Annotated in this window: 18 protein-coding genes and 2 tRNA genes; 10 read left to right on the forward strand and 10 right to left on the reverse strand. The window is 60.9% G+C overall.

Features of this window, described 5'->3' with window-relative positions; translation table 11 throughout:
- Positions 1 to 15: 15 nt before the first annotated feature.
- The 3 genes from AC0IPL_RS07950 to AC0IPL_RS07960 form a co-directional block, all read right to left on the reverse strand.
- The gene (locus AC0IPL_RS07950; protein ID WP_474273395.1) at positions 16 to 447 is read right to left on the reverse strand and encodes a universal stress protein; all 432 of its coding nucleotides are present in this window, start codon (positions 445 to 447) and stop codon (positions 16 to 18) included.
- Positions 444 to 3,053, reverse strand: coding sequence for a TRAP transporter permease (locus AC0IPL_RS07955; protein WP_474273397.1), 2,610 nt, complete (start codon positions 3,051 to 3,053; stop codon positions 444 to 446). The genes AC0IPL_RS07950 and AC0IPL_RS07955 overlap by 4 nt, the downstream gene beginning before the upstream one ends.
- 102 nt (positions 3,054 to 3,155) lie before the next feature.
- Positions 3,156 to 4,121: a TAXI family TRAP transporter solute-binding subunit gene (locus AC0IPL_RS07960; protein WP_474273398.1), complete on the reverse strand. Its 966-nt coding sequence runs from the start codon at positions 4,119 to 4,121 to the stop codon at positions 3,156 to 3,158.
- 497 nt (positions 4,122 to 4,618) lie between these two features.
- Here AC0IPL_RS07960 and AC0IPL_RS07965 point away from each other — a divergent pair, with 497 nt between their 5' ends.
- The 3 genes from AC0IPL_RS07965 (at position 4,619) to AC0IPL_RS07975 (ending at position 7,027) form a co-directional block, all read left to right on the forward strand.
- Complete coding sequence (locus AC0IPL_RS07965; protein ID WP_474273400.1) at positions 4,619 to 4,831, forward strand: hypothetical protein; 213 nt, start codon at positions 4,619 to 4,621, stop codon at positions 4,829 to 4,831.
- Between the two features lie 409 nt (positions 4,832 to 5,240).
- Positions 5,241 to 6,365 carry an S-methyl-5-thioribose-1-phosphate isomerase gene (gene mtnA, locus AC0IPL_RS07970; RefSeq protein ID WP_474273402.1) on the forward strand — a complete coding sequence of 375 codons (1,125 nt, stop codon included), beginning with the start codon at positions 5,241 to 5,243 and terminating at the stop codon, positions 6,363 to 6,365.
- Positions 6,362 to 7,027: a class II aldolase/adducin family protein gene (locus AC0IPL_RS07975; RefSeq protein ID WP_474273403.1), complete on the forward strand. Its 666-nt coding sequence runs from the start codon at positions 6,362 to 6,364 to the stop codon at positions 7,025 to 7,027. The genes mtnA and AC0IPL_RS07975 overlap by 4 nt, the downstream gene beginning before the upstream one ends.
- A 79-nt stretch (positions 7,028 to 7,106) precedes the next feature.
- On the opposite strand, the gene AC0IPL_RS07980 is transcribed toward AC0IPL_RS07975, so the two are convergent.
- Positions 7,107 to 7,192, reverse strand: a tRNA-Leu gene (locus AC0IPL_RS07980).
- A gap of 165 nt (positions 7,193 to 7,357) precedes the next feature.
- Between AC0IPL_RS07980 and AC0IPL_RS07985 the strand changes: the two genes are divergently transcribed.
- Together AC0IPL_RS07985 and AC0IPL_RS07990 are read left to right on the forward strand one after the other, a co-directional pair.
- Positions 7,358 to 7,936: a YqaA family protein gene (locus AC0IPL_RS07985; protein ID WP_474273405.1), complete on the forward strand. Its 579-nt coding sequence runs from the start codon at positions 7,358 to 7,360 to the stop codon at positions 7,934 to 7,936.
- A gap of 2 nt (positions 7,937 to 7,938) precedes the next feature.
- Positions 7,939 to 8,406: a disulfide bond formation protein B gene (locus tag AC0IPL_RS07990; protein ID WP_474273406.1), complete on the forward strand. Its 468-nt coding sequence runs from the start codon at positions 7,939 to 7,941 to the stop codon at positions 8,404 to 8,406.
- A gap of 52 nt (positions 8,407 to 8,458) precedes the next feature.
- Here AC0IPL_RS07990 and AC0IPL_RS07995 read toward each other — a convergent pair whose 3' ends face one another.
- On the reverse strand, positions 8,459 to 8,884 hold the full coding sequence (locus AC0IPL_RS07995) for an Lrp/AsnC family transcriptional regulator (protein ID WP_222453086.1): 426 nt from the start codon (positions 8,882 to 8,884) through the stop codon (positions 8,459 to 8,461).
- A 114-nt stretch (positions 8,885 to 8,998) separates the two neighbouring features.
- On the opposite strand from AC0IPL_RS07995, the gene rocF reads away from it, so the two are divergent.
- Together rocF and AC0IPL_RS08005 are read left to right on the forward strand one after the other, a co-directional pair.
- Positions 8,999 to 9,925, forward strand: coding sequence for an arginase (rocF, locus tag AC0IPL_RS08000; protein ID WP_474273408.1), 927 nt, complete (start codon positions 8,999 to 9,001; stop codon positions 9,923 to 9,925).
- 17 nt (positions 9,926 to 9,942) lie between these two features.
- Entirely contained in the window at positions 9,943 to 10,989 is a 1,047-nt protein-coding gene (locus AC0IPL_RS08005; protein ID WP_474273409.1) for an ornithine cyclodeaminase, read from the forward strand.
- A 237-nt stretch (positions 10,990 to 11,226) separates the two neighbouring features.
- Here the strand turns inward: AC0IPL_RS08005 and AC0IPL_RS08010 are convergent, their stop codons facing one another.
- The 5 genes from AC0IPL_RS08010 to pdxH form a co-directional block, all read right to left on the reverse strand.
- Complete coding sequence (locus tag AC0IPL_RS08010; RefSeq protein WP_474273411.1) at positions 11,227 to 14,865, reverse strand: vitamin B12-dependent ribonucleotide reductase; 3,639 nt, start codon at positions 14,863 to 14,865, stop codon at positions 11,227 to 11,229.
- Positions 14,866 to 15,587: 722 nt separating this feature from the next.
- Positions 15,588 to 15,664 (reverse strand) — tRNA-Pro (locus AC0IPL_RS08015).
- 43 nt (positions 15,665 to 15,707) lie between these two features.
- Entirely contained in the window at positions 15,708 to 16,187 is a 480-nt protein-coding gene (locus AC0IPL_RS08020; RefSeq protein ID WP_474273413.1) for a DUF192 domain-containing protein, read from the reverse strand.
- A 4-nt stretch (positions 16,188 to 16,191) separates the two neighbouring features.
- Positions 16,192 to 16,731, reverse strand: coding sequence for a cold-shock protein (locus tag AC0IPL_RS08025; RefSeq protein WP_474273414.1), 540 nt, complete (start codon positions 16,729 to 16,731; stop codon positions 16,192 to 16,194).
- Between the two features lie 131 nt (positions 16,732 to 16,862).
- A complete protein-coding gene (pdxH, locus tag AC0IPL_RS08030) occupies positions 16,863 to 17,468 on the reverse strand; it encodes a pyridoxamine 5'-phosphate oxidase (protein ID WP_474273415.1) in 606 nt (201 codons plus the stop codon).
- Between the two features lie 135 nt (positions 17,469 to 17,603).
- On the opposite strand from pdxH, the gene fabI reads away from it, so the two are divergent.
- From fabI to AC0IPL_RS08045, 3 genes are all read left to right on the forward strand, one after another.
- Positions 17,604 to 18,407 (forward strand): enoyl-ACP reductase FabI, encoded by an 804-nt coding sequence (gene fabI, locus AC0IPL_RS08035; protein WP_474273416.1) that lies wholly within the window; start codon positions 17,604 to 17,606, stop codon positions 18,405 to 18,407.
- Positions 18,408 to 18,489: 82 nt separating this feature from the next.
- Positions 18,490 to 18,993: a xanthine phosphoribosyltransferase gene (gpt, locus tag AC0IPL_RS08040; protein ID WP_474273417.1), complete on the forward strand. Its 504-nt coding sequence runs from the start codon at positions 18,490 to 18,492 to the stop codon at positions 18,991 to 18,993.
- 237 nt (positions 18,994 to 19,230) lie between these two features.
- On the forward strand, positions 19,231 to 20,406 hold the full coding sequence (locus AC0IPL_RS08045) for an aminotransferase (protein ID WP_474273419.1): 1,176 nt from the start codon (positions 19,231 to 19,233) through the stop codon (positions 20,404 to 20,406).
- Positions 20,407 to 20,443 lie beyond the last annotated feature (37 nt).

The raw sequence follows: 20,443 nt of genomic DNA on the forward strand, positions 1-20,443 counted from the left end.
TCATCTGCCACGGCTTCAACGCACCACAAAAACCGAGCAATCCGAATGCCGGACCACACGCGCGGCGTTGGGACCCAATAGGTAATCCTTCAGGTCCGGTTTATGCGCGCCAATCACGATCAGGCCGCTGTCGGCCTTTTCGGCCACGTGCAGGATTTCCTGATAGGCGGTGCCGGTCGCCACCAGATGGCGGACCTTGGCGTTGCGCTCAGCCCCCAAGACCTTGTCGCACAGCTCACTCAGCCGACGGGTGGTGTCCTTGACGGCATTTTCATGGTGGTGCTCCTCAAAGAAGCCCGACACCCAACTTTCGCCGAAGTCCGGCAGCACGTTGAGAACATCGAGCTCGACGCCCTCCATCTCAGCCAGCCGCGCGGCCTGGGTCAGGACTTTTTCGTCCGTCCCCAGATCGCTCAGCTCCAAGGCGCACAGAACGGGTTTGTTCATGCCGGCACTCCTTCCTGTTCGCGGCCACGACCACGCTGCAGCAGCGCGACCAGCGCGATCAGCAGCAGGGCCGGAATGAAGATCAGCTCCTTTGGCAGCTGGCTGGCCGGGGCCTGGATCGTCTGAATCTGCACCGGTTCATCGGCATAGAAATCAAAGCTCTCCAAACTAGGCGCGGCCGGGGTGCCAAACATCGGCTCATCCAGCTTCATATTGCCGTCTTCCTCCAGCAGCAGCAGACCATAGGCGTCCAGCACCTGCTGGCCGTCATTGCCATCGGCCGTCAGCTGCAGGGTGGTGGTCTTGGTTTCGCCAGTGTCGAAATCCGGGCCCTCCACCGTGATACGAAACTCTGCCCCAGCCTCTGCCGCATCCAGTGCCTGCACCAACTGCGTCGGCGGCACGTTGGCATAGGGAGGCATCGCCCGGTCCATGAAGAAATCCGGCCGGAACAGCGCAAAGGCCGCAAAGATCAGCAGGATGCTTTCATAGATCCGGTTGCGGCTGACGAAGTAGCCCATGGTGCCGGCGGTGAAGACCAGGATCGCAATCGTTGCGGATATGGCCACCAGGATCCCCTGAACCCAGCCCACATCGATCAGCAGCAGGTCGGTGTTAAAGATAAACACAAACGGCAGTGCCACGGTGCGCAAGGAGTAGAAGAAGGCGGTGAAGCCGGTGCGGATCGCATCGCCGCCCGACACGGCTGCGGCGGCAAAACTGGCGAGCCCCACCGGCGGTGTCACATCAGCCATTATGCCGAAGTAGAACACGAACAGGTGTACCGCGATCAGCGGCACGATCAGCCCGGACTGCGCGCCCAGTTCCACCACCACACCCGCCATCAGCGAGCTGACGACAATGTAGTTGGCGGTGGTCGGCAGCCCCATCCCCAACACCAGCGACAGAATGCCCACCATCACCAGCATCAGGATCAGATTGCCGCCCGAGACGAACTCCACCAGTTCCGACATCACTTGCCCGACGCCGGTCAGCGTCACGGTGCCCACGATGACGCCTGCGGTGGCTGTGGCCAGCGCGATGCCGATCATGTTGCGCGCCCCGTCGATCAGCCCGTTCCACAGGTCATGGACGCCTTCCATGAAGGCATTTGCCATGTTGCTCTGGCCACGGAACACAGCTTTGAGCGGCTTTTGCGTCAGCAGGATCACGAACAGCAGCGCGGTTGCCCAGAACGCAGACAGCCCCGGAGATTTCTGTTCGATCATCAGGAAATAGACCAGCACGATGATCGGCAGAAGGTAATGCAGACCCGCCTTGTAGATTTCTGCCACGACGGGCAGTTCGACCTCCTCGGAGTTCGGGTCATCTGGCACCAAGTCATCAACGCCCGCAGCCAGCCACAGCAGGCCCATATAGGCCAGCAACAGCAGTGCCGAGAGGGTCAGACCGGACGCGCCAGGCATCGCAGCGACAATCCACTGGACCGGGAATTGAACGCCATAGCAAAGCCCTGCAAAGCCAGCAAAGAACAACGCCATGCCGCCAATCGTGCGCCCCATGGACACCACCCGGTTGCCCAGCGTCGGCATATTCCGCTTCACCGCTTCCAGATGCACGATATAGACCAGTGCGATATAGGAAATCGCGGCCGGCAGGAAGGCATGGGTGATCACCTCGACATAAGAGATGCCGACATATTCCACCATCAGGAAGGCAGCAGCACCCATCACCGGCGGCATGATCTGCCCATTGACCGAGGACGCAACCTCGACTGAGCCGGCCTGTTCCGAGGTGAAGCCCACCCGCTTCATCAGCGGAATGGTGAACGTGCCGGTGGTGACCACATTGGCAATCGACGAGCCGGAGATCAGGCCGGTTGCGGCAGAGCCGACAACGGCGGCCTTGGCCGGGCCACCGCGCAGGTGGCCAAGCGCGCCAAACGCCATCTTGATGAAATAGTTGCCTGCACCCGCCTTATCCAGCAGCGCGCCGAACAGAACGAACAGGAACACGAACTTGGTCGAGACCCCCAGCGCAATGCCAAACACGCCCTCGGAAGTGATCCACATATGGCTCATCGCCTTCTTCAGGCTGGCGCCCTTCCAGCGGATGACCTCGGGCACCCATTCGGAGGAGCCAAAGAACACATAGGCCAAAAAGATCGTGGCAATGATCGCCATTGCCGGCCCCAGCGCGCGACGCGCGGCTTCAAACAGCAGGATCAGCCCGGCCAGGGCAAACCACTTGTCCATGTCGTCGGCAAGCCCGCCGGAATCAACGATTTTTTCATAGAATATATAGCCATAGAGCGCGATGGTGGCACCTGCGATGGCAAAGATCCAATCCTGGATCGGAATGTGCCCGCGTGGGCTGGACTTGAAGGCGGGATAGGCGGCGTAAGCCAGGAATATGGCAAAGGCCAAATGGATTTGCCGGGAATTGTTCACCACGCTGCCCGGCAGCAGCAGATTGGAAACCGGTGAGGCGAGAACGACTTGGAAAACCGACCAGATGACCGCGACGATGGCGAGGAACAGGCCGACAGTCCCAGCGGGATTGCGGGCACCTGCGTCAGAGGACGCGACCAGTTCCTGGAGCTCTTCTTCGCTGAGCGGTCGATTTCCCTGAGCATCGGATGTCATGGATAATCTCCCTTTGGGCCGCCGCCCTTGGCGTGGCCTCTATTTCCCCGCTGGGGGCAAAAAACGGGGCGCAGAGACGCCCCGTTCCGTTGCTGGCTGGATTTACTCGATCCAGCCTTTTTCCTTGTAGTATTTGGCCGCGCCAGGATGCAGCGGAGCCGACAGACCATCCTTGATCATTTCTTCCGGCTTCAGGTTGGCGAAGGCCGGGTGCAGTTTCTGGAACGCCTCGAAGTTTTCGAACACCGAGCTGACAACCGCATAAACAGCGTCGTCGGAGACGTCAGCAGAAGTCACAAAAGTCGCGCCCACACCAAAGGTCGTGGTGTCATTGTCGGTGCCACGGTACATGCCGCCGGGAATGGTGGCAGTCCGATAGAACGAGTTGTCGGACACCAGCTTTTCGACCGCCTCGCCGTCCACTGTCACCAGCACCGAGTCACAGGCAGTGGTGGCTTCCTGGATGGAGCCCGACGGGTGTCCGACGGTGTAGATCATCGCGTCGATCTGGTTGTCGCACAGGGCTGCGGACTGTTCCGCTGCCTTCAGCTCGGTTGCCAGGGCGAAATCTTCCATGCCCCAGCCCTTGGCTTCCATCAACACTTCCATGGTGCCGCGCTGGCCAGAGCCAGGGTTGCCGATGTTCACGCGCTTGCCTTTGAGATCGTCAAAGGTGGTGATGCCGGCATCGGCACGGGCAACAACGGTAAAGGGTTCGGGGTGAACGGAGAACACCGCACGCAGACCTTCAAAGGCGCCCTGTTCCTCGAACTTGGAGCTGCCGTTGTAGGCGTGGTACTGCCAGTCGGACTGGGCCACGCCGAACTGCAGCTCACCTTCGCGGATTGTGTTGATGTTGTAGACCGAACCACCAGTAGATTCGACCGCACATTTAAAGCCGTGTTCCTTGCGGCCCTTGTTCACCAGACGGCAGATGGCACCGCCGGTGGGGTAATAAACACCGGTCACGCCGCCGGTGCCGATGGTGATGTATTCCTGCGCAGATGCGGCCGGCGCCATGAAGGCGGCGGTCACCAAGGCACCGATGGTCAGCTTGGTGTGTTTCATGATCAAGTCTCTCCCACTTGTCTTATGATTGGCGGCCCTGCACAGACGTCGCCGGGGGCTATGCCATCCGGGACGGGATCCGCAAAACAGGATCCGACAGGCAGGGCGCGTGCAGATCGAACTGCACGTGCAAAAGGTTTCACTGCCACCTGTCCAAGTCAAGGGTGCTATCTATTGACGCACCCCTTACTTTTGTTTTTTTCCCCGGTTTGACGCGACTTAGGGAACTTTCCCCCTATTTCGGCCGCGCCGCTGCTCGGTCGACACGAAACGGTTTCCATTGCAAGAGCAAATCGTAGATTTGCGATTCTGCCCGCGGCCAGGAAAGCCGCCCCTGTGCGCGTGCACGCAAACCTTTGCGAACTGCCTTTTGGGGAAATTTATGCACCTGTGCAAAACCGGGTGGTGACAATGGGCGCAAAACTCTCCTATAAGATGTGCAAAAATGACCCCGGCGCTTTGGTCCAAGGGGCGCGAAAAAAGGGAAGCGGGCTGACATGCGGTTGAGCCAGGTTATCGGAAACAATCCGTCATTGGCGGGGTTTTGGGCGTTGGAACGCTGTGTGTCGGCTGAGGCGCGCAGGCTGCCCGCCGATTTCTGCGCGCCGCTGACGTGCGATGTGGAGCCGGAGTTTCGCTGCACCCCACGCAAGTGGGAGCTGATCCTCGCCGCCGCGCATGACCGCGGCCTGCGGGCGCGTCAAAACTGATCCAACGCAGTCTTTCGCACTGGTCATGGATCTGGGCAGCATGTCCCGCCCGAGCTTGGCGCGCCGGGTAAAATGGAAACGCTGTGGCCTCGGATATTTGCGCGTGATGCCATAAAGAATTCGACATTCCAAATCGCGTTTTCGGCAGCATGTCGGTCAGCACTGTCATGACAATCAGAGTGTATAATTCAAGGCAAGGTCCGCGCCGCTTCACCCTTGCTATGGTTCCAAATCGGAGCTTGGGATTGAGCTCGCGGCTGCCCCCTTGCGGCAAGCACCTTGGGGGTGCGGGCAGAAATCGGCGTGGATTGCAGCGCGGGGAAGCCTGCCCCTTGATCGCGGTGGCAATTTCGGAAAGAACCCCAACACCAAGGCCCGTTGCGGGCCGCAACGAGGAAGGACCTCTGCGATGAAAGTGAACGGCACCCCTTACCGCTCCTTGTGGTGGAACCCGCAGCGGGACGTGCTGGAGATCATCGACCAGCGCTGGCTGCCGCATGACTTTCGCATCCAGCCGGTTGAGACCCTGCAGGCGTTCGCGGATGCCATCGTTGAGATGCGGGTTCGCGGCGCACCGTTGATCGGTGCCACAGCAGCCTACGGAATGGCCCTGGCCATGCGACAGGATCCGTCGGATTCAAACATGGACCACGCCTGGACATTCCTGAACGAAACTCGCCCCACCGCGATCAACCTGCGCTGGGCGCTGGATCGGTGTCGTGCCCACCTGCGGCCGCTGTCGCCCGGCCTGCGTGCGGACGCAGCGCTGGCGCTGGCCCATGCCATCGCCGACGAGGACGTTGAAATCAATCGTCGCATTGGTCAGCACGGGCTGGAGCTGATCCGCCAGATCGCTGCGCAGAAGCCTGACGGCGAGCCGGTGCGCCTGCTCACCCACTGCAATGCCGGCTGGATTGCCACCGTGGACTGGGGCACCGCCACCAGTCCGATGTATCAGGCCCATGATGCGGGCATTCCAATTCACGTTTGGGTCGACGAAACCCGCCCCCGAAACCAGGGCGCGCTGACCGCCTGGGAGCTGGGAAGTCATGGCATCAGCCATAGCTACATCACCGACAACGCCGGCGGCCACCTGATGCAGCACGGTCAGGTCGACCTGGTCATCACCGGCACCGACCGCACCACACGTCAGGGCGATGTCTGCAACAAGATCGGCACCTACCTCAAGGCGCTGGCCGCCCGCGACAATGGCGTGCCCTTTTATGTCGCCCTGCCCTCACCCACCATCGACTGGACCGTGTGCGACGGCGTTGCCGAAATCCCGATCGAGGAACGCAGCGCGCAGGAAATCACCCATGTGCAAGGCAAGACCGACAACGGCAAAATCAGTGTTGTGCAAGTCACCCCCGACGGCTCTCCCGCCGGGAATCCGGCTTTTGACGTAACCCCCAACAGGCTGGTGAGCGGACTGATCACCGAACGCGGCATCTGCGAAGCCTCGGAAGACGGGCTGGCGGGCTTGTTCCCGGATCTGGCCCACAGCGCGTCCGAACGAACGGAGGACGGGCAATGAAACCGCCCTACCAAGACAGCTCCACGCTGCGGCAGGCGGTTATCGATGCCTGTCTGCAAATGAACGCAGAGGGCATCAACCAAGGCAGCTCCGGCAATATCTCGGTGCGGGCGGGGGATCAGATGCTGATCACGCCCTCGGGCGTGGCCTACGAGCAGATGAAACCGGACATGTTGGTGCAGATACCGCTGGATGGCAGCGCGCCACCCGCAGGGCAAAGGAAGCCGTCGACCGAATGGCCATTCCACCTGGCGATCCTGCAGGCCAAACCAGCGGTCAACGCCGTGGTCCACGCCCACCCGGTGCATTGCAGCGCGCTGGCCATGAATCGACAAAGCATTCCCGCCTGCCATTACATGATCGCGGCCTTTGGCGGCTCTGATGTGCCCGTGGCCGATTATGCGCTGTTCGGCAGTCGCCAGCTGTCGGACAATATCCTTGCAGCCTTGCAGGAGCGCTCTGCGTGTCTGATGGCCAACCACGGCGCTGTCTGCACCGGCGAAAGCCTGCCGCGCGCCCTGTGGCGGATGGTGGAACTGGAGACCTTGGCAAAGGGTTACGCGACCAGCTTGATGTTGGGAAAGCCGCACATTCTGAGCCAGGACGACATGGATGACGTGATCGCGGCCTTCGCCGACTACGGTCTGAAGGACAGCCGCTAAGCTTGCAGGATTGCAGGGGTGACACCCAAAGCGATCGCCCCGCGGGCAACCGTCTCAGCTTTGCAATAATGCAGCAATGTGGTGCCCAAGGTGGGACTCGAACCCACACGATGTCGCCATCGGGGGATTTTGAATCCCCTGCGTCTACCATTCCGCCACTTGGGCCACGCCCTGTTCCTAGCCAAGGCCGAGGCCGAGGTCCAGAGGCAAAACACCGTCTCGATAGCGAAAATTCTATCACGAACTTTTCACCTTAAGCAAAGGTTGACGGAATGGAGCCCGCGTGCCACCCCCTCTGTGCAAACAGGTTGAGAACGCAGGGCAAACGAGATGCTGAAACCGCTGTACGACCGCACCATGGCCCTGGCCGATCACCCAAAGGCGTTGTGGTGGCTCGCGGCAGTGGCCTTTGTCGAAAGCTCCGTCTTCCCGATCCCGCCCGACGTGTTGATGATTCCGATGATCCTCGCCCGGCCCTCGCGCGCCTGGCTTGTGGCGCTGGTGGCGCTGGTGGCCTCGGTCGCCGGCGGGATGCTCGGATATGTGATCGGCGCTCTCTTTTACGACAGCATCGGCCAGCCGGTGCTGGAGGCCATGGGCAAGGGCGCCGCGATGGAAGACTTCAACAGCCATTTCAACGACTTTGGCTTTTGGGCGGTGCTGGCCGCCGGCATCACGCCATTCCCCTACAAAGTGATCACCATCATGTCGGGCTGGACCGGGATGCCTATCGGCACGTTCATTGCCACCTCTATCCTCGCGCGATCCTTACGGTTTTTCCTGGTCGCCGGGCTGCTTTGGCAGTTCGGCGCGCCGATCCGCAACTTCATCGAGCGGCGCCTGGGGCTGGTCTTTACCGTATTCGTGGCGCTCCTGTTCGGTGGTTTTCTGATGATAAGGTTTGTCTGACCATGCACCGTATTCTGATCACAATCGCCGCAGGCGGTTCCGCCGCAATGCTTCTTGGCGCCTTGAGGTTCCAGTACATCGGCCAGATGCCCCCCTGTGATCTGTGTTACTTGCAACGCTATCCTCATGCCGCGGCCGTCGCCATCGGTCTTGTGGCGCTGTTCATTTCCGGTTCGGCGCTGCCCTATCTCGGCGCTTTGGCGGCGCTGAGCACCGCCGTAATCGGAGTCTACCATAGCGGCGTTGAGCGCGATTGGTGGGAAGGCCCCAGCACCTGCACCTCCGGCCCAGTGGGAAACCTGTCTCCGGATCAGTTGATGGACCAAATCATGGCCGCTCCGCTGGTACGATGCGACGAGGTGCCCTGGCAGATGTTCAGCCTGTCGATGGCAAGCTGGAACGCCATTGCCTCGCTGGCACTGGCCTTGGTCTGGATCGCAGCGGCCAATCACGCACGCAAACAGCGTTAACCTGGCGGAAAGGTAAGCAGCAGCCGCCAGTAGACTGGCAGACAACGGTATTTCAGGTGTCCTTCTTGGTCGCGAGCAGCAGGTTGGTCTCACTGCTTACCACGCCTTCGAAGGTACGGATTTTGGCAAGCGCGGTATCCAGCGTCTCCAGCGTTTCTGTGCCCAGTTCCACTATAAGATCCCAGCGACCGTTGGTGGTGTGGATCGCCCGCACCTCCGGCAACCCCTGAAGCTGGCGGGTAATGCGGCTGGTGCCTCGGCCCTCGATGCCGATCAGCATCAGCCCACGCACCGGATCGCGCAACACGTCCTCTTTCATCACCACGGTGAACCCCAGGATGTCGCCCCGTGCCTGCAACCGCTCGATCCGCGCCCGAACCGTGGTGCGCGACAGGTTCAGCTCCAGCGCCAGATCCGACAGGGACGCCCGCGCATTGTGCCGCAGCGCAGAAACGAGCCTCTCATCCGTTTTGTCCATTTCAACCCTCAATTCGATCAACCACCTCTCAATATGAACAAAATGTTCGCTGGATTCCATCGCGTTTCGGAAGTGTTTTTAAGGGACAGCTGATTTTCTTGAAAGGCCCGAAGAGTGACAACGCAACATTGTATCCTAATTGGCGCCCCGGTGGACAGCGGCAAGCGCAGGACCGGCTGCCTGATGGGGCCGGACGCCTATCGCACGGCTGGGCTCAGCACCGCCCTGCAAGGCCTTGGACATACTGTGGAAGACCTTGGAAACCTCGCGCCGGATCCGTTCCCCGCGGATGACAGCGACGGCCTGCTGCACGCGCCGCATGAAACGATTGGCTGGACCTCCAAGCTGGCCCAGGTGGCCGAGGACGCGATGGACCGTGGTCTGCCGGTGTTTCTGGGGGGCGATCACTCGCTGGCGCTGGGCTCTGTCGTGGGGGTAGCCAACCACGCCGCGCGGCAAAACCGGCCGCAGTTCGTGCTGTGGCTGGATGCCCATACGGACTTCCACACGCCGCACACCACCGACAGCGGCAACCTGCATGGCACGCCAGTTGGATATTTCACTGGGCGCAAAGGCTTCGACGGTTTTCCTGACGTTCCCAACCCGGTGCCCCAAGACAACGTTTGCATGATTGGCTTGCGGTCTGTCGATGCTCAGGAACGGCTGGCCTTGCAAGGCAGCTCGATCCGAACCCACGATATGCGCGACATTGATGAAAACGGCATCGCAGGCCCATTAAACCGCTTTCTCGAGCACGTCGCCACTGCCAACGGCATGCTGCACGTTTCGTTGGATGTCGACTTCCTCGACCCATCCGTTGCGCCGGCCGTCGGCACCACCGTGCCGGGCGGCGCCACAGTCCGCGAGGCGCATCTGGTCTGTGAGATCCTGCATGACTCCGGTCTGATGACCTCGCTCGATCTGGTTGAGCTGAACCCCTTCCTCGATGAACGCGGTCGGACCGCGCATCTGATGGTGGAGCTTTGCGCCTCCGCTCTTGGCCGCCGGGTCTTCGACCGCCCGACCCGCAGCTACCAGTGATCTGAAAGGATAATGAAATGACCCAACCTTCGGACAAGGCGCTGGTGCCTTTTGTAAGCGTCGACAATATGATGCGGCTTATTCATCACGTCGGCATCGAGCAGGTGCTGCGTGATCTGGCAGACTATGTCGAGGATGATTTCAAACGCTGGGAGCTGTTCGACAAGACGCCCCGCGTCGCCAGCCATTCCGACGTCGGCGTGATCGAACTGATGCCCACCTCTGACGGAGAGGCCTATGGGTTCAAATACGTGAATGGTCACCCCAAAAACACTTCCGAAGGTTTGCAGACCGTCACCGCCTTTGGCCTGCTGGCGGATGTCTACACCGGCTACCCTGTGCTGCTGACCGAAATGACCATGCTCACGGCTCTGCGCACCGCTGCGACCTCAGCAATGGCGGCCAAGTATCTGGCGCCCAAAGGGTCCACCACGATGGCCATGATCGGCAATGGCGCCCAGTCGGAGTTCCAGACCCTGGCGATGAAGGCGATCATCGGGCTGAAATCCGTGCGCCTTTATGACAAGGACGCGGCGGCAACCGAGAAATGCGCGCGCAATCTCCAAGGGCTGGGGATCGAGGTGGTGACCTGCGAGACCCCTGAGGACGCAATTCAAGGCGCACAGATCCTGACGACCTGCACCGCAGACAAGCAATATGCCACCATCCTGACCGACAACATGGTCGGCAGCGGCGTGCATATTAACGCCATCGGCGGTGATTGCCCCGGCAAAACCGAACTTGCGGCGGGCATCCTGTCGCGCTCTGACGTTTTTGTGGAATACCCGCCGCAGACCCGTGTCGAGGGCGAGATCCAGCAGATGCCAGAGGACTTCGCAATCACCGAACTGTGGGAGGTCATCGCCGGCAAGAAACCGGGGCGCAACGGCGACCGTCAGATCACTTTGTTCGACAGCGTCGGCTTTGCAATCGAAGACTTCTCGGCGCTGCGTTACATCCGCGACCGCATCAAAGGGACCGATTACTTCATCGAGCTCGACATGCTGGCTGACCCCGATGACCCACGCGACCTGTTCGGCATGTTGCAGCGGGCCAAGAATTAACCGTCAGCTTCGCCCCGCAACTCTTTGCTGTAAAAAGAAATGGCCCCCACTGCTCGCAGTGGGGGCCAGTTGCACTGATCAGGTTCAATCGTTGACTGCCCGCGTGTTTTTTGCCTGGACCATCTCAGCGTTCAGAACCGGCGCACCGGTCCCGGATCAATATGGAAACCTGAGAAACAGGCTTCCCAGTTCCTCTGCGGCGATGGCGTTCAAATCCCGCGCCGCAGAGGTCATCACTTAGCTACATCCCGAGGTCCCACCGCAGGTGTTGCACTTCATGCAGGTGCCGTTGCGCACCAATGTGTAATTGCCGCATTCGCCGCAGGCCTCGCCCTCGTAGCCTTGCATTTTTGCCTTGGTTCGGGCGTCCATGCCGGTGCCGCCCGGCGTTGTCGACTCGGCCACTTCTGGCACCAGCGATTGCAGCGCCGAGACCGGGTCGATGCCGAGGGCCTGTGCGTCCGTCTGTCCGCCTTGCAGCACCACCAGTTCCTGCGGCAGGCGCTTGCGCAGATAGCCGGTGGAGGAAATCTGCTTCAGCACCTCCAGCGATCGGGTGGCCGCGTTTTCGCTCAGCTCGGTCAGGTTGGACACGCCTTCTTCCTCGCCACGCCCCAGATCATCAAATGTGGCCCCTTCCGGCTTCACATGCGCCAGATCGGTGCGGTCCAGATACGACACCGCCAACTCGCGGAACACGTAGTCGAGGATCGATGTGGCGTTCTTGATCGAGTCATTGCCCTGCACCATGCCAGCGGGCTCGAACTTGGTGAAGGTGAAGGCATCGACGAACTCCTCCAGCGGCACACCGTATTGCAGACCGACCGATACCGCGATGGCGAAATTGTTCATCATGGCGCGGAAACCCGCACCTTCCTTGTGCATGTCGATGAAAATCTCGCCAAGATTGCCATCCTCGTACTCGCCAGTCCGCAGATACACCTTGTGGCCGCCGACCACGGCTTTCTGCGTATAGCCCTTCCGCCGATGCGGCATCTTGGTGCGGTGAGACTTCAGCACCTCCTTGATGACCACCTTCTCGACGATCTTTTCGGCCAGTACCGCAGCTTTTTCCTGCGGCGCGCCGCTCTCCAGCACCTCCGCCGCGTCATCGTCATCCTCGACCAGCGCGGCCGCCAGCGGCTGGCTCAGCTTGGAGCCGTCGCGATACAGCGCGTTCGCCTTGATCCCGAGGCTCCAGCTCAGCTCATAGGCTTTCTGGCAGTCCTCGATGGTGGCCGAGTTCGGCATGTTGATGGTCTTGGAAATCGCGCCCGAGATGAAGCTCTGCGCCGCTGCCATCATGTAGATATGGCTGTCAACACTCAGGAAACGCTTGCCTTTCTTGCCGCACGGATTCGCGCAGTCAAAGATTGCGTAATGCTCTTCCTTCAGGTGCGGTGCGCCTTCCAGGGTCATGGTGCCGCATACGTGGTCGTTGGCCGCGTCAATGTCCGCCTTGCTGAAGCCCAGGTGGCGCAGCAGGTCAAAGGTCGGATCGTTCAGCTTGGGCGCGGGGATGCCCAGAACACCGGTGCAGAAATCCTCGCCCAGGGTCCACTGGTTGAACACAAAGCGGATGTCAAAGGCCGATTCCAGCGCCGCATCGACCTTGGCCAGCTCATTGGGGCCAAACCCATGGCCGGCCAGAGACGTGTGATTGATACCCGGCGCATTGCCGATGGAGCCGTGCCCAACCGCGTAGGACACGATTTCCTGGATTTGGGCAGAGCTGTAACCCAGCCCTTCCAGCGCCGAAGGCACGGAGCGGTTGATGATCTTGAAATACCCGCCGCCTGCGAGCTTCTTGAACTTGACCAGCGCAAAATCAGGCTCGATGCCGGTGGTGTCGCAGTCCATCACGAGGCCGATGGTGCCGGTTGGTGCGATGACGGTGGTCTGGGCATTGCGATAGCCGTGCTTTTTGCCCAGTTCCAACGCCTCGTCCCAGGCGCTGGCGGCCAGATCGGTCAGCAGCACATCGGGGCAATTGGCGATGTCCAGCGGCACCGGCTTGACCGACAGCCCCTCGTAACCGTCGACGTTGCCCTTTGCAGCATTGCGGTGATTGCGGATCACCCGCAGCATGTGGTCCGCGTTTTTCGCATAACCCGGAAAGGCCCCCAGTTCCGACGCGATCTCAGCTGAGGTGGCGTAGGATACACCGGTCATCAGCGCGGTCAGCGCACCGCACAATGCGCGGCCCTCGTCGGAGTCGTAGCTGTAGCCGATGTTCATCAGCAGACCGCCGATATTGGCATAGCCCAGCCCCAGAGTGCGGAAGTCATAGGACCGCTGGGCGATTTCCTTGGACGGGAACTGCGCCATCATCACCGAGATTTCCAGCGTCAGCGTCCACAACCGGCAGGCGTGCATGAAGTCATCCGCCTGAAACTGCCCATCCTTGAGGAAGCTCAGCAGGTTCAGCGATGCCAGGTTGCAGGCGGTATCATCCAGGAACATGTATTCGGAACAAGGGTTTGAACCGCGAATCTCACCGTCTTCCGGGCACGTGTGCCACTCGTTCACGGTGTCGTGGAACTGGATGCCCGGATCGGCGCAGGCCCAGGCCGCATGGCCCACTTTCTCCCACAGATCGCGAGCCTTCACCACCTTGGCCACATCGCCGTCGGTGCGGTTTATCAATGCCCAGTCGGCGTCCTTTTCGACGGCGTGTAAAAAGGCGTTGGTGACTCGGATCGAGTTGTTGGAGTTCTGCCCGGACACGGAGCTGTAAGCCTCGGAATCCCAGTCGGTGTCATAGGTGGGGAACTCGATCGAGGTGTGGCCCTGCTTGGCGTAATCCAGCACCCGCTTGATATAGGTTTCCGGGATCGCCACCTTCTTGGCTTCACGGATCGCTTTCTTCAGCCCGTCGTTCACCGCCGGATCATAGGCGTCCGCCTCGGTGCCGTCCCAGCTGCGGATCGCTTCAAAGATGCCGTTCAGCATCTTTTCATGCATCTTGGAGCCCGCGACGATGGAAGCGACCTTTTGCTCTTCCAGAACCTTCCATTCGATGAATTGCTCGATATCGGGATGGTCGGCGTCGACGATGACCATCTTGGCCGCGCGCCGGGTGGTGCCACCGGACTTGATCGCGCCGGCGGCACGGTCGCCGATTTTCAGGAACCCCATCAGCCCGGAGGACCGCCCGCCACCTGACAGCGGCTCGCCCTCGGCGCGCAGGTGGCTAAAGTTGGTGCCGGTGCCGGAGCCGTATTTGAACAGCCGCGCCTCACGCACCCACAGGTCCATGATGCCGCCATCCTTGACCAGATCGTCCGAAACCGACTGGATAAAGCAGGCATGCGGCTGCGGATGTTCATAGGCGCTGTCCGACTTGGTCAGCTTACCGGTCTTGTAGTCGACATAGTGGTGCCCCTGGGCCGGGCCGTCGATGCCATAGGCCCAATGCAGGCCAGTGTTGAACCACTGCGGCGAATTGGGGGCGGAGCGCTGCGTCGCCAGCATGTAGCGCATCTCGTCATAATAGGCACGGGCGTCGTCCTCGCTGGTGAAATAGCCGCCCTTCCAGCCCCAATAGGTCCAGGCACCTGCCAGCCGGTCGAACACCTGCTTCGAGGAGGTCTCGCCGCCGAAGGTCGCGCCCTCAGCCGGGACGGAGCGCCACAGGAATTCCGGCACCCCCTTTTCGCGCAGCTTCTTCAGCTTGGAGGGAACCCCTGCCTTGCGGAAATACTTCTGGGCGATGACGTCGCTGGCAACCTGGCTCCAGCTATCGGGGATCTCGATATTGTCGAGACGAAAGACGATGGTGCCGTCAGGGTTCCGGATTTCCGATGTCGCGGAAACAAAGCCAAGATCCGCATATGCATCCTGTCCGGGTTTGGTGAATTTGCGTTCGATCTTCATGCTCTGCCCCTTGTTTCAAGCACGCGTTCAGTCATGTGTCGCGGTGCCCCCAGCACCAACCATCACCGGCCGCCCAAAGGCAGAGTCAAACCAGCCACCACACAGTGATGCGTTCAGAACCCTCGCAGGCCATTCAAACTGGGCTGTCTGCTGTTTTCAGCGTTGTTGCTGCGGCCCTGAACCCCACCAGATCTAGTGCCAGCGCAACCGGTGAACACAATTTGACGTATTACACCATAAAGGGTCAACGCAAAATTTACGTCTTGGAAAGCATCTTTGCTGTTGACCCTATCTGCGGCTTCACGGGGGTGCCCAGAGGCCAACGATTCATCCACAGCCCCCGTTGCCTGCACGAGATCACCGGCTCGTTGGCTGTATCTTGAATTCTCGCATCCGGCAAACAACTTGCCCGGACGTGGCCGGTTTTCGCCACTCAATCTTCGGAGCCGCAGACTTACAAATCTTGCGCGCGAACAACCTCAGGGGGAAACCGAAAATTTATTCTATCGACCGCCTCTTTTAACGACACGTAGGCGTTCGCCCCGCCGCCAACCGCAGCGGCTGACGCCGATGCGCAGCAAGTGGTAAACAACAGATTAACAGCAAGTTAACAAACCGTTAACCGCGCGACATCGCCCGATACAGCACCGGCAACTGCGCCAGAATCGATTTGTGCGCGGCTGACATGCCGCGAACAATCGATTTGGGATTTTATGAAGAAGTGGTCGGGGCGGCGAGATTCGAACTCACGACCCCCTGTACCCAAAACAGGTGCGCTACCAGACTGCGCCACGCCCCGGACCGTGCGTCTTCCTATAACTGCTGAACGGGATTGAAAAGCCCTAACAGGGCCAAACTGCGTCACTACGCGAAAAAATTTGATGACGCATCTGGCTGCCGGGTTCGATGCCATAGCGCCGGGCCAATCCGGCATTGATCTCCAGCACCGCAAAGACCTGATCGCCGCCCTGAATCGGTGTCAGATCGCCCGGCACCGCGTGTTCATGTACCCGGGTGACGCGGCCGTGTTCGTCGAGAAAGATCAGATCCAGCGGGATCAGGGTGTTCTTCATCCAAAAGGCAGCAGTCTGGGGCCGGTCATAGACAAACAACATGCCCGCTCCGCGCGGCAGGCTTTCGCGAAACATCAAACCGCGCGCGCGGGTGGCTTCGGTATCGGCGATCTCGATGTGAAAGGCCGCCTGCCCCCAGTCGCCGCGCAGCTCGACCTTGTCGGCCCGGCAGTTTGGCGCGGCCTGCGCGGCTGTGGCGCACAGGAAACCGATGGCGGCCAAGCTTCGCAAAGCAGGCCGCCAGCTCATCCGGTCAGACCTCTGTTTCGGCGGTTACCGCCGCTTCCCAGGCCAACACCTCAACGGCCATGCGACCGCGCTTGCCGTCGATGACACGCATCGCCAGCGCTTCACCCGGTTGCAGATCCGCAAGCCCGGATTGCCGAAGCACCTCGACATGCAGGAAGACATCCTCGTCGCGCCCAAACACGTTGGCAAAGCCGAAGCCCTTGCCCTTGTCGAACCACTTGACCCGCGCGGGCTCCAACGGCTCGTCGCGCAGGCTGCTCATGTCCAGATCGGCGAAATCGCTCAGAACCGGTGTATCAGGGCGCTCGGGTGGCTGGATCGACACCACCTCCACCGCCTGCACGCCGCGACCGGTCTGATGGGTGACCACCTCAATGCGGGCGCCATCGGCAACCGAACTTTGGCCGAAATTGCGCAAAACATTTACATGGAGCAGAATGTCCGGGCCGCTCTCGTCGGAAACCACAAAACCATAGCCCTTGGCCGGGTCGAACCATTTCACCAGCCCTTGTACCTGCTGCAAGCTGCTGAGATCTTCTGCCACTTAATGTTCCCACATATTTTTTTATTTTGACGACGACCAGATGCGCGATTCTGACATTGGAGTTCAAGTTAAAAAGTCTCGAAATTGTCACGAATTCGCTATTGACCCACGGTCAACACTCGTTCACGCGATCACGGGTTCAGGCGGGTGATGTCCCAGGTTTGCGTCGGCGTGCTGCGCCACCAGCGAAAACGGTCATGCAGCCGAAAGGCGCCATCAGCCCAGAATTCGATCTCCAGCGGCACCAGGCGGTAACCTCCCCAGAATGGCGGACGGGGTGGGTTCGGTCCTTTTTGCGCCGTGACCTTGGCCACCTCCGCAAGCAGTGCAGCCCGGCTCTCCAATGGCTGTGACTGACGCGACGCCCAGGCGCCCAGACGGCTTTTGAGCGAGCGGGAGCGGTAATACTCATCTGCCTGCGCGCCGTCCTCGCGGCCGATTAGGCCACGCACCCGGATCTGGCGGCGCAGCGATTTCCAGTGCATCACAAAAGCCGCCTTGCCCGCCTGGTCCAATTCCTGCGCCTTGGCGCTGTCGTAATTGGTATAGAAGACAAAGGCGTCGTTTTCGATCTCTTTCAGCAGGACCATACGGCTGTTGGGCAGCCCGCTGCCGTCCACTGTAGCCAAGGCTATCGCATTGGGATCGTTGGGTTCGCTGCTCTCGGCCTCGGTCAGCCAGGCGCGCGCGATGGCAAAGGGATCTTCCCCTGCAAATATTCCGGATCGGTCAGACATCGGGCACCTCAGCTGCAATTTTGCCCGCAACCTAAGCAGCTTCTCGGCCCCCGGCAAGGCCGTGAACCCTTGATGCGGCCCGCCCGGCATACTAAACACCGCCTAATTCAATAGAACACAGGCGGAGTACCCTGCATGTCTAGTCAACTGATGGCCGGTAAACGCGGCCTCATCATGGGCCTGGCCAACGACAAATCGATTGCCTGGGGCATCGCCAAATCCTGCGCCGAGGCCGGCGCGGAACTGGCGTTTTCCTATCAGGGCGAGGCGCTGAAAAAACGGGTCGGTCCCCTGGCCGAGCAGCTGGGCAGCGACATCGTCCTGCCTTGCGATGTTTCTGACGAGGCCTCCATTGATGCGCTGTTTGCCGCGCTGGAAGAGAAATGGGGCAAGCTGGATTTTGTCGTGCACGCCATCGGATTTTCCGACAAGAACGAATTGCGCGGCCGCTATGTCGATACCAGCCGCAGCAATTTCCAGATGACCATGGACATTTCGGTCTATTCCTTCACCGCCGTCGCCAACCGCGCCGAGAAAATGATGGAAGCTGGCGGCTCGCTGCTCACGCTCACCTACTACGGCGCCGAACAGGTGATGCCGCACTATAATGTGATGGGTGTGGCCAAGGCCGCACTGGAGGCATCCGTCAAATACCTGGCCGAGGACCTGGGCAAGGACGGGATCCGCGTCAATGCGATTTCCGCAGGCCCGATCAAGACGCTGGCCGCATCCGGTATTGGCGATTTCCGCTACATCATGAAGTGGAACGAATACAACTCGCCGCTGCGCCGCAATGTGACCACCGATGATGTCGGCAAATCGGCGCTGTATCTGTTGTCCGACCTCAGCTCCGGCGTAACCGGTGAGAACCTGCACGTCGACGCGGGCTATCATGTCGTCGGCATGAAGGCCGTGGACGCGCCGGACATCACCAAGTAACACTATTCTACCGTATAAGACCGGATCCGGGCGCGGCTCGGATCTGGACAAGCTGGCGCGATCTCGCGGGGAGCAAAACAACATGACTGACCGTCTGCCGCATGAAAAAGGCTTTCACATCAGCTGGGATCAGATCCACCGCGACAGCCGCGCGCTGGCCTGGCGCCTGGACGGCCAGGGGCCGAACGGCGCCCCGTGGCGCGCCGTGGTTGCGATCACCCGCGGTGGCATGGCCCCCGCGATGATCGTCAGCCGAGAGCTGGACATCCGCACCGTCGACACGATCTCGGTGAAATCCTACCACCACCAGGCCCAGGGCGAGGCGGAGGTACTGAAGGCCCCGGACGCGACCCTGATGGGCGATGGCGAAGGCGTATTGATCATCGACGATCTGGTCGACAGCGGCAAGACGCTGGACCTGGTGCGCAAAATGTACCCCAAGGCTCATTTCGCCACCGTCTATGCCAAGCCGAAGGGGAGACCGATGGTTGACACCTTCATCACAGAGGTCAGCCAGGACACATGGATCTTTTTCCCCTGGGATATGGCGCTGCAATATGTCGAACCTTACCGCGGCAAGGATTGAGCACCCGACCCGGCCAAGCTGTCTTTGAACGGGGATGCGCCTGTGTGGCCGCGTCCCCGTATCGTTTCGGGCAGCTGTCTGCGCCCGCCTCCCTTGGTGGCGCTTGATGCCAGGGTCGCCCGCGCGCGAGCGCCAGCCCTCGCCATTACCGCTTGAGCTGCACAAGGGTCCGTGCCAGACAAGACCTGCAGCGATAGCGCCAACACTCTTGCAACGCCCCCGCCGACAGGACACAGGATGACCACCCCCCGCACCCAGGCCACTTTTGTCTCGCCCATCGTCGAATCGCGCCGCTGGCTGGCCGGGGTGGCGTTTCCGCCGGAACGACCGCTGCTCAACGTCAGCCAGGCTGCCCCCGCCGAAGCCCCGCCCGACGGGCTGCGTCGGGCGATGGCCGACGCGGTGTTGCAGGACACCGCGGCGCATCTTTATGGCCCGGTTCTGGGCAACCCAGATCTGCGCCATGCCCTGGCCACGCAGATCAGCGGTCACTATCAGGCCGAGATCTCTGCCGAGCAGGTCGCCATCACCTCAGGCTGCAACCAGGCCTTTGCCGCGGCCATTGCCGCGCTTTGTGGCGAAGGCGACGACGTCATCATCCCCGTACCCTGGTATTTCAATCACAAGATGTGGCTGGATATGGCCGGTGTGACCGCGCAACCTTTGCAGGTCGGCGCAGGCATGCTGCCCTCGGTTGCGGCGGTTGAGGCACTGATTACCCCGCGCACCCGCGCCATCGTGCTGGTCACGCCCAACAATCCCACCGGCGCCGAGTACCCCGCCGATTTGCTGCGCGATTTCTTTGACCTCGCCCGCGCCCGCGGCCTCGCGCTGATCCTGGATGAAACCTACCGCGACTTTGACAGCCGCGACGGCGCACCGCATGATCTGTTCCGTTTGCCTGGCTGGGACGCCACACTGATCCACCTCTACTCCTTCTCCAAGGCGTACCGGTTGACCGGCCACCGGGTCGGTGCCATCGCCACCGCCCCCGCCAGAATGTTCGAAATGGAGAAGTTCCTCGATACGGTCACCATCTGCCCGGCGCAGCTGGGACAGATCGGCGCGCTGTGGGGCATTGAAAACCTCTCCGCCTGGTTGGCGGGCGAACGGCGCGAAATCCTCGCGCGCCGTGCCGCGATCGAGGCAGGCTTTCCCGCCCTTGCCGCGCGGGGCTGGAAACTCCTGGGCTGCGGCGCCTATTTCGCCTATGTCGAACACCCCTTCGCGCAACCCGCCGAGGAAATCGCGAAGCAGCTGGTCACCGAGGCTTCGGTGCTGATGCTGCCGGGCTCGATGTTCATGCCAGAGAATGATCCGTCCGGTGCGCGTCAGTTCCGCATTGCCTTTGCCAATGTCGATGGCCGCGGCATCGAAGCGCTGTTCGCGCGGCTGGCGGCGTTTAATCCCTGATCCCGCGTCGGTCGCGCCGCAATCACCTTGCCCCGCT

The organism is Leisingera sp. SA32 (assembly GCF_056033425.1).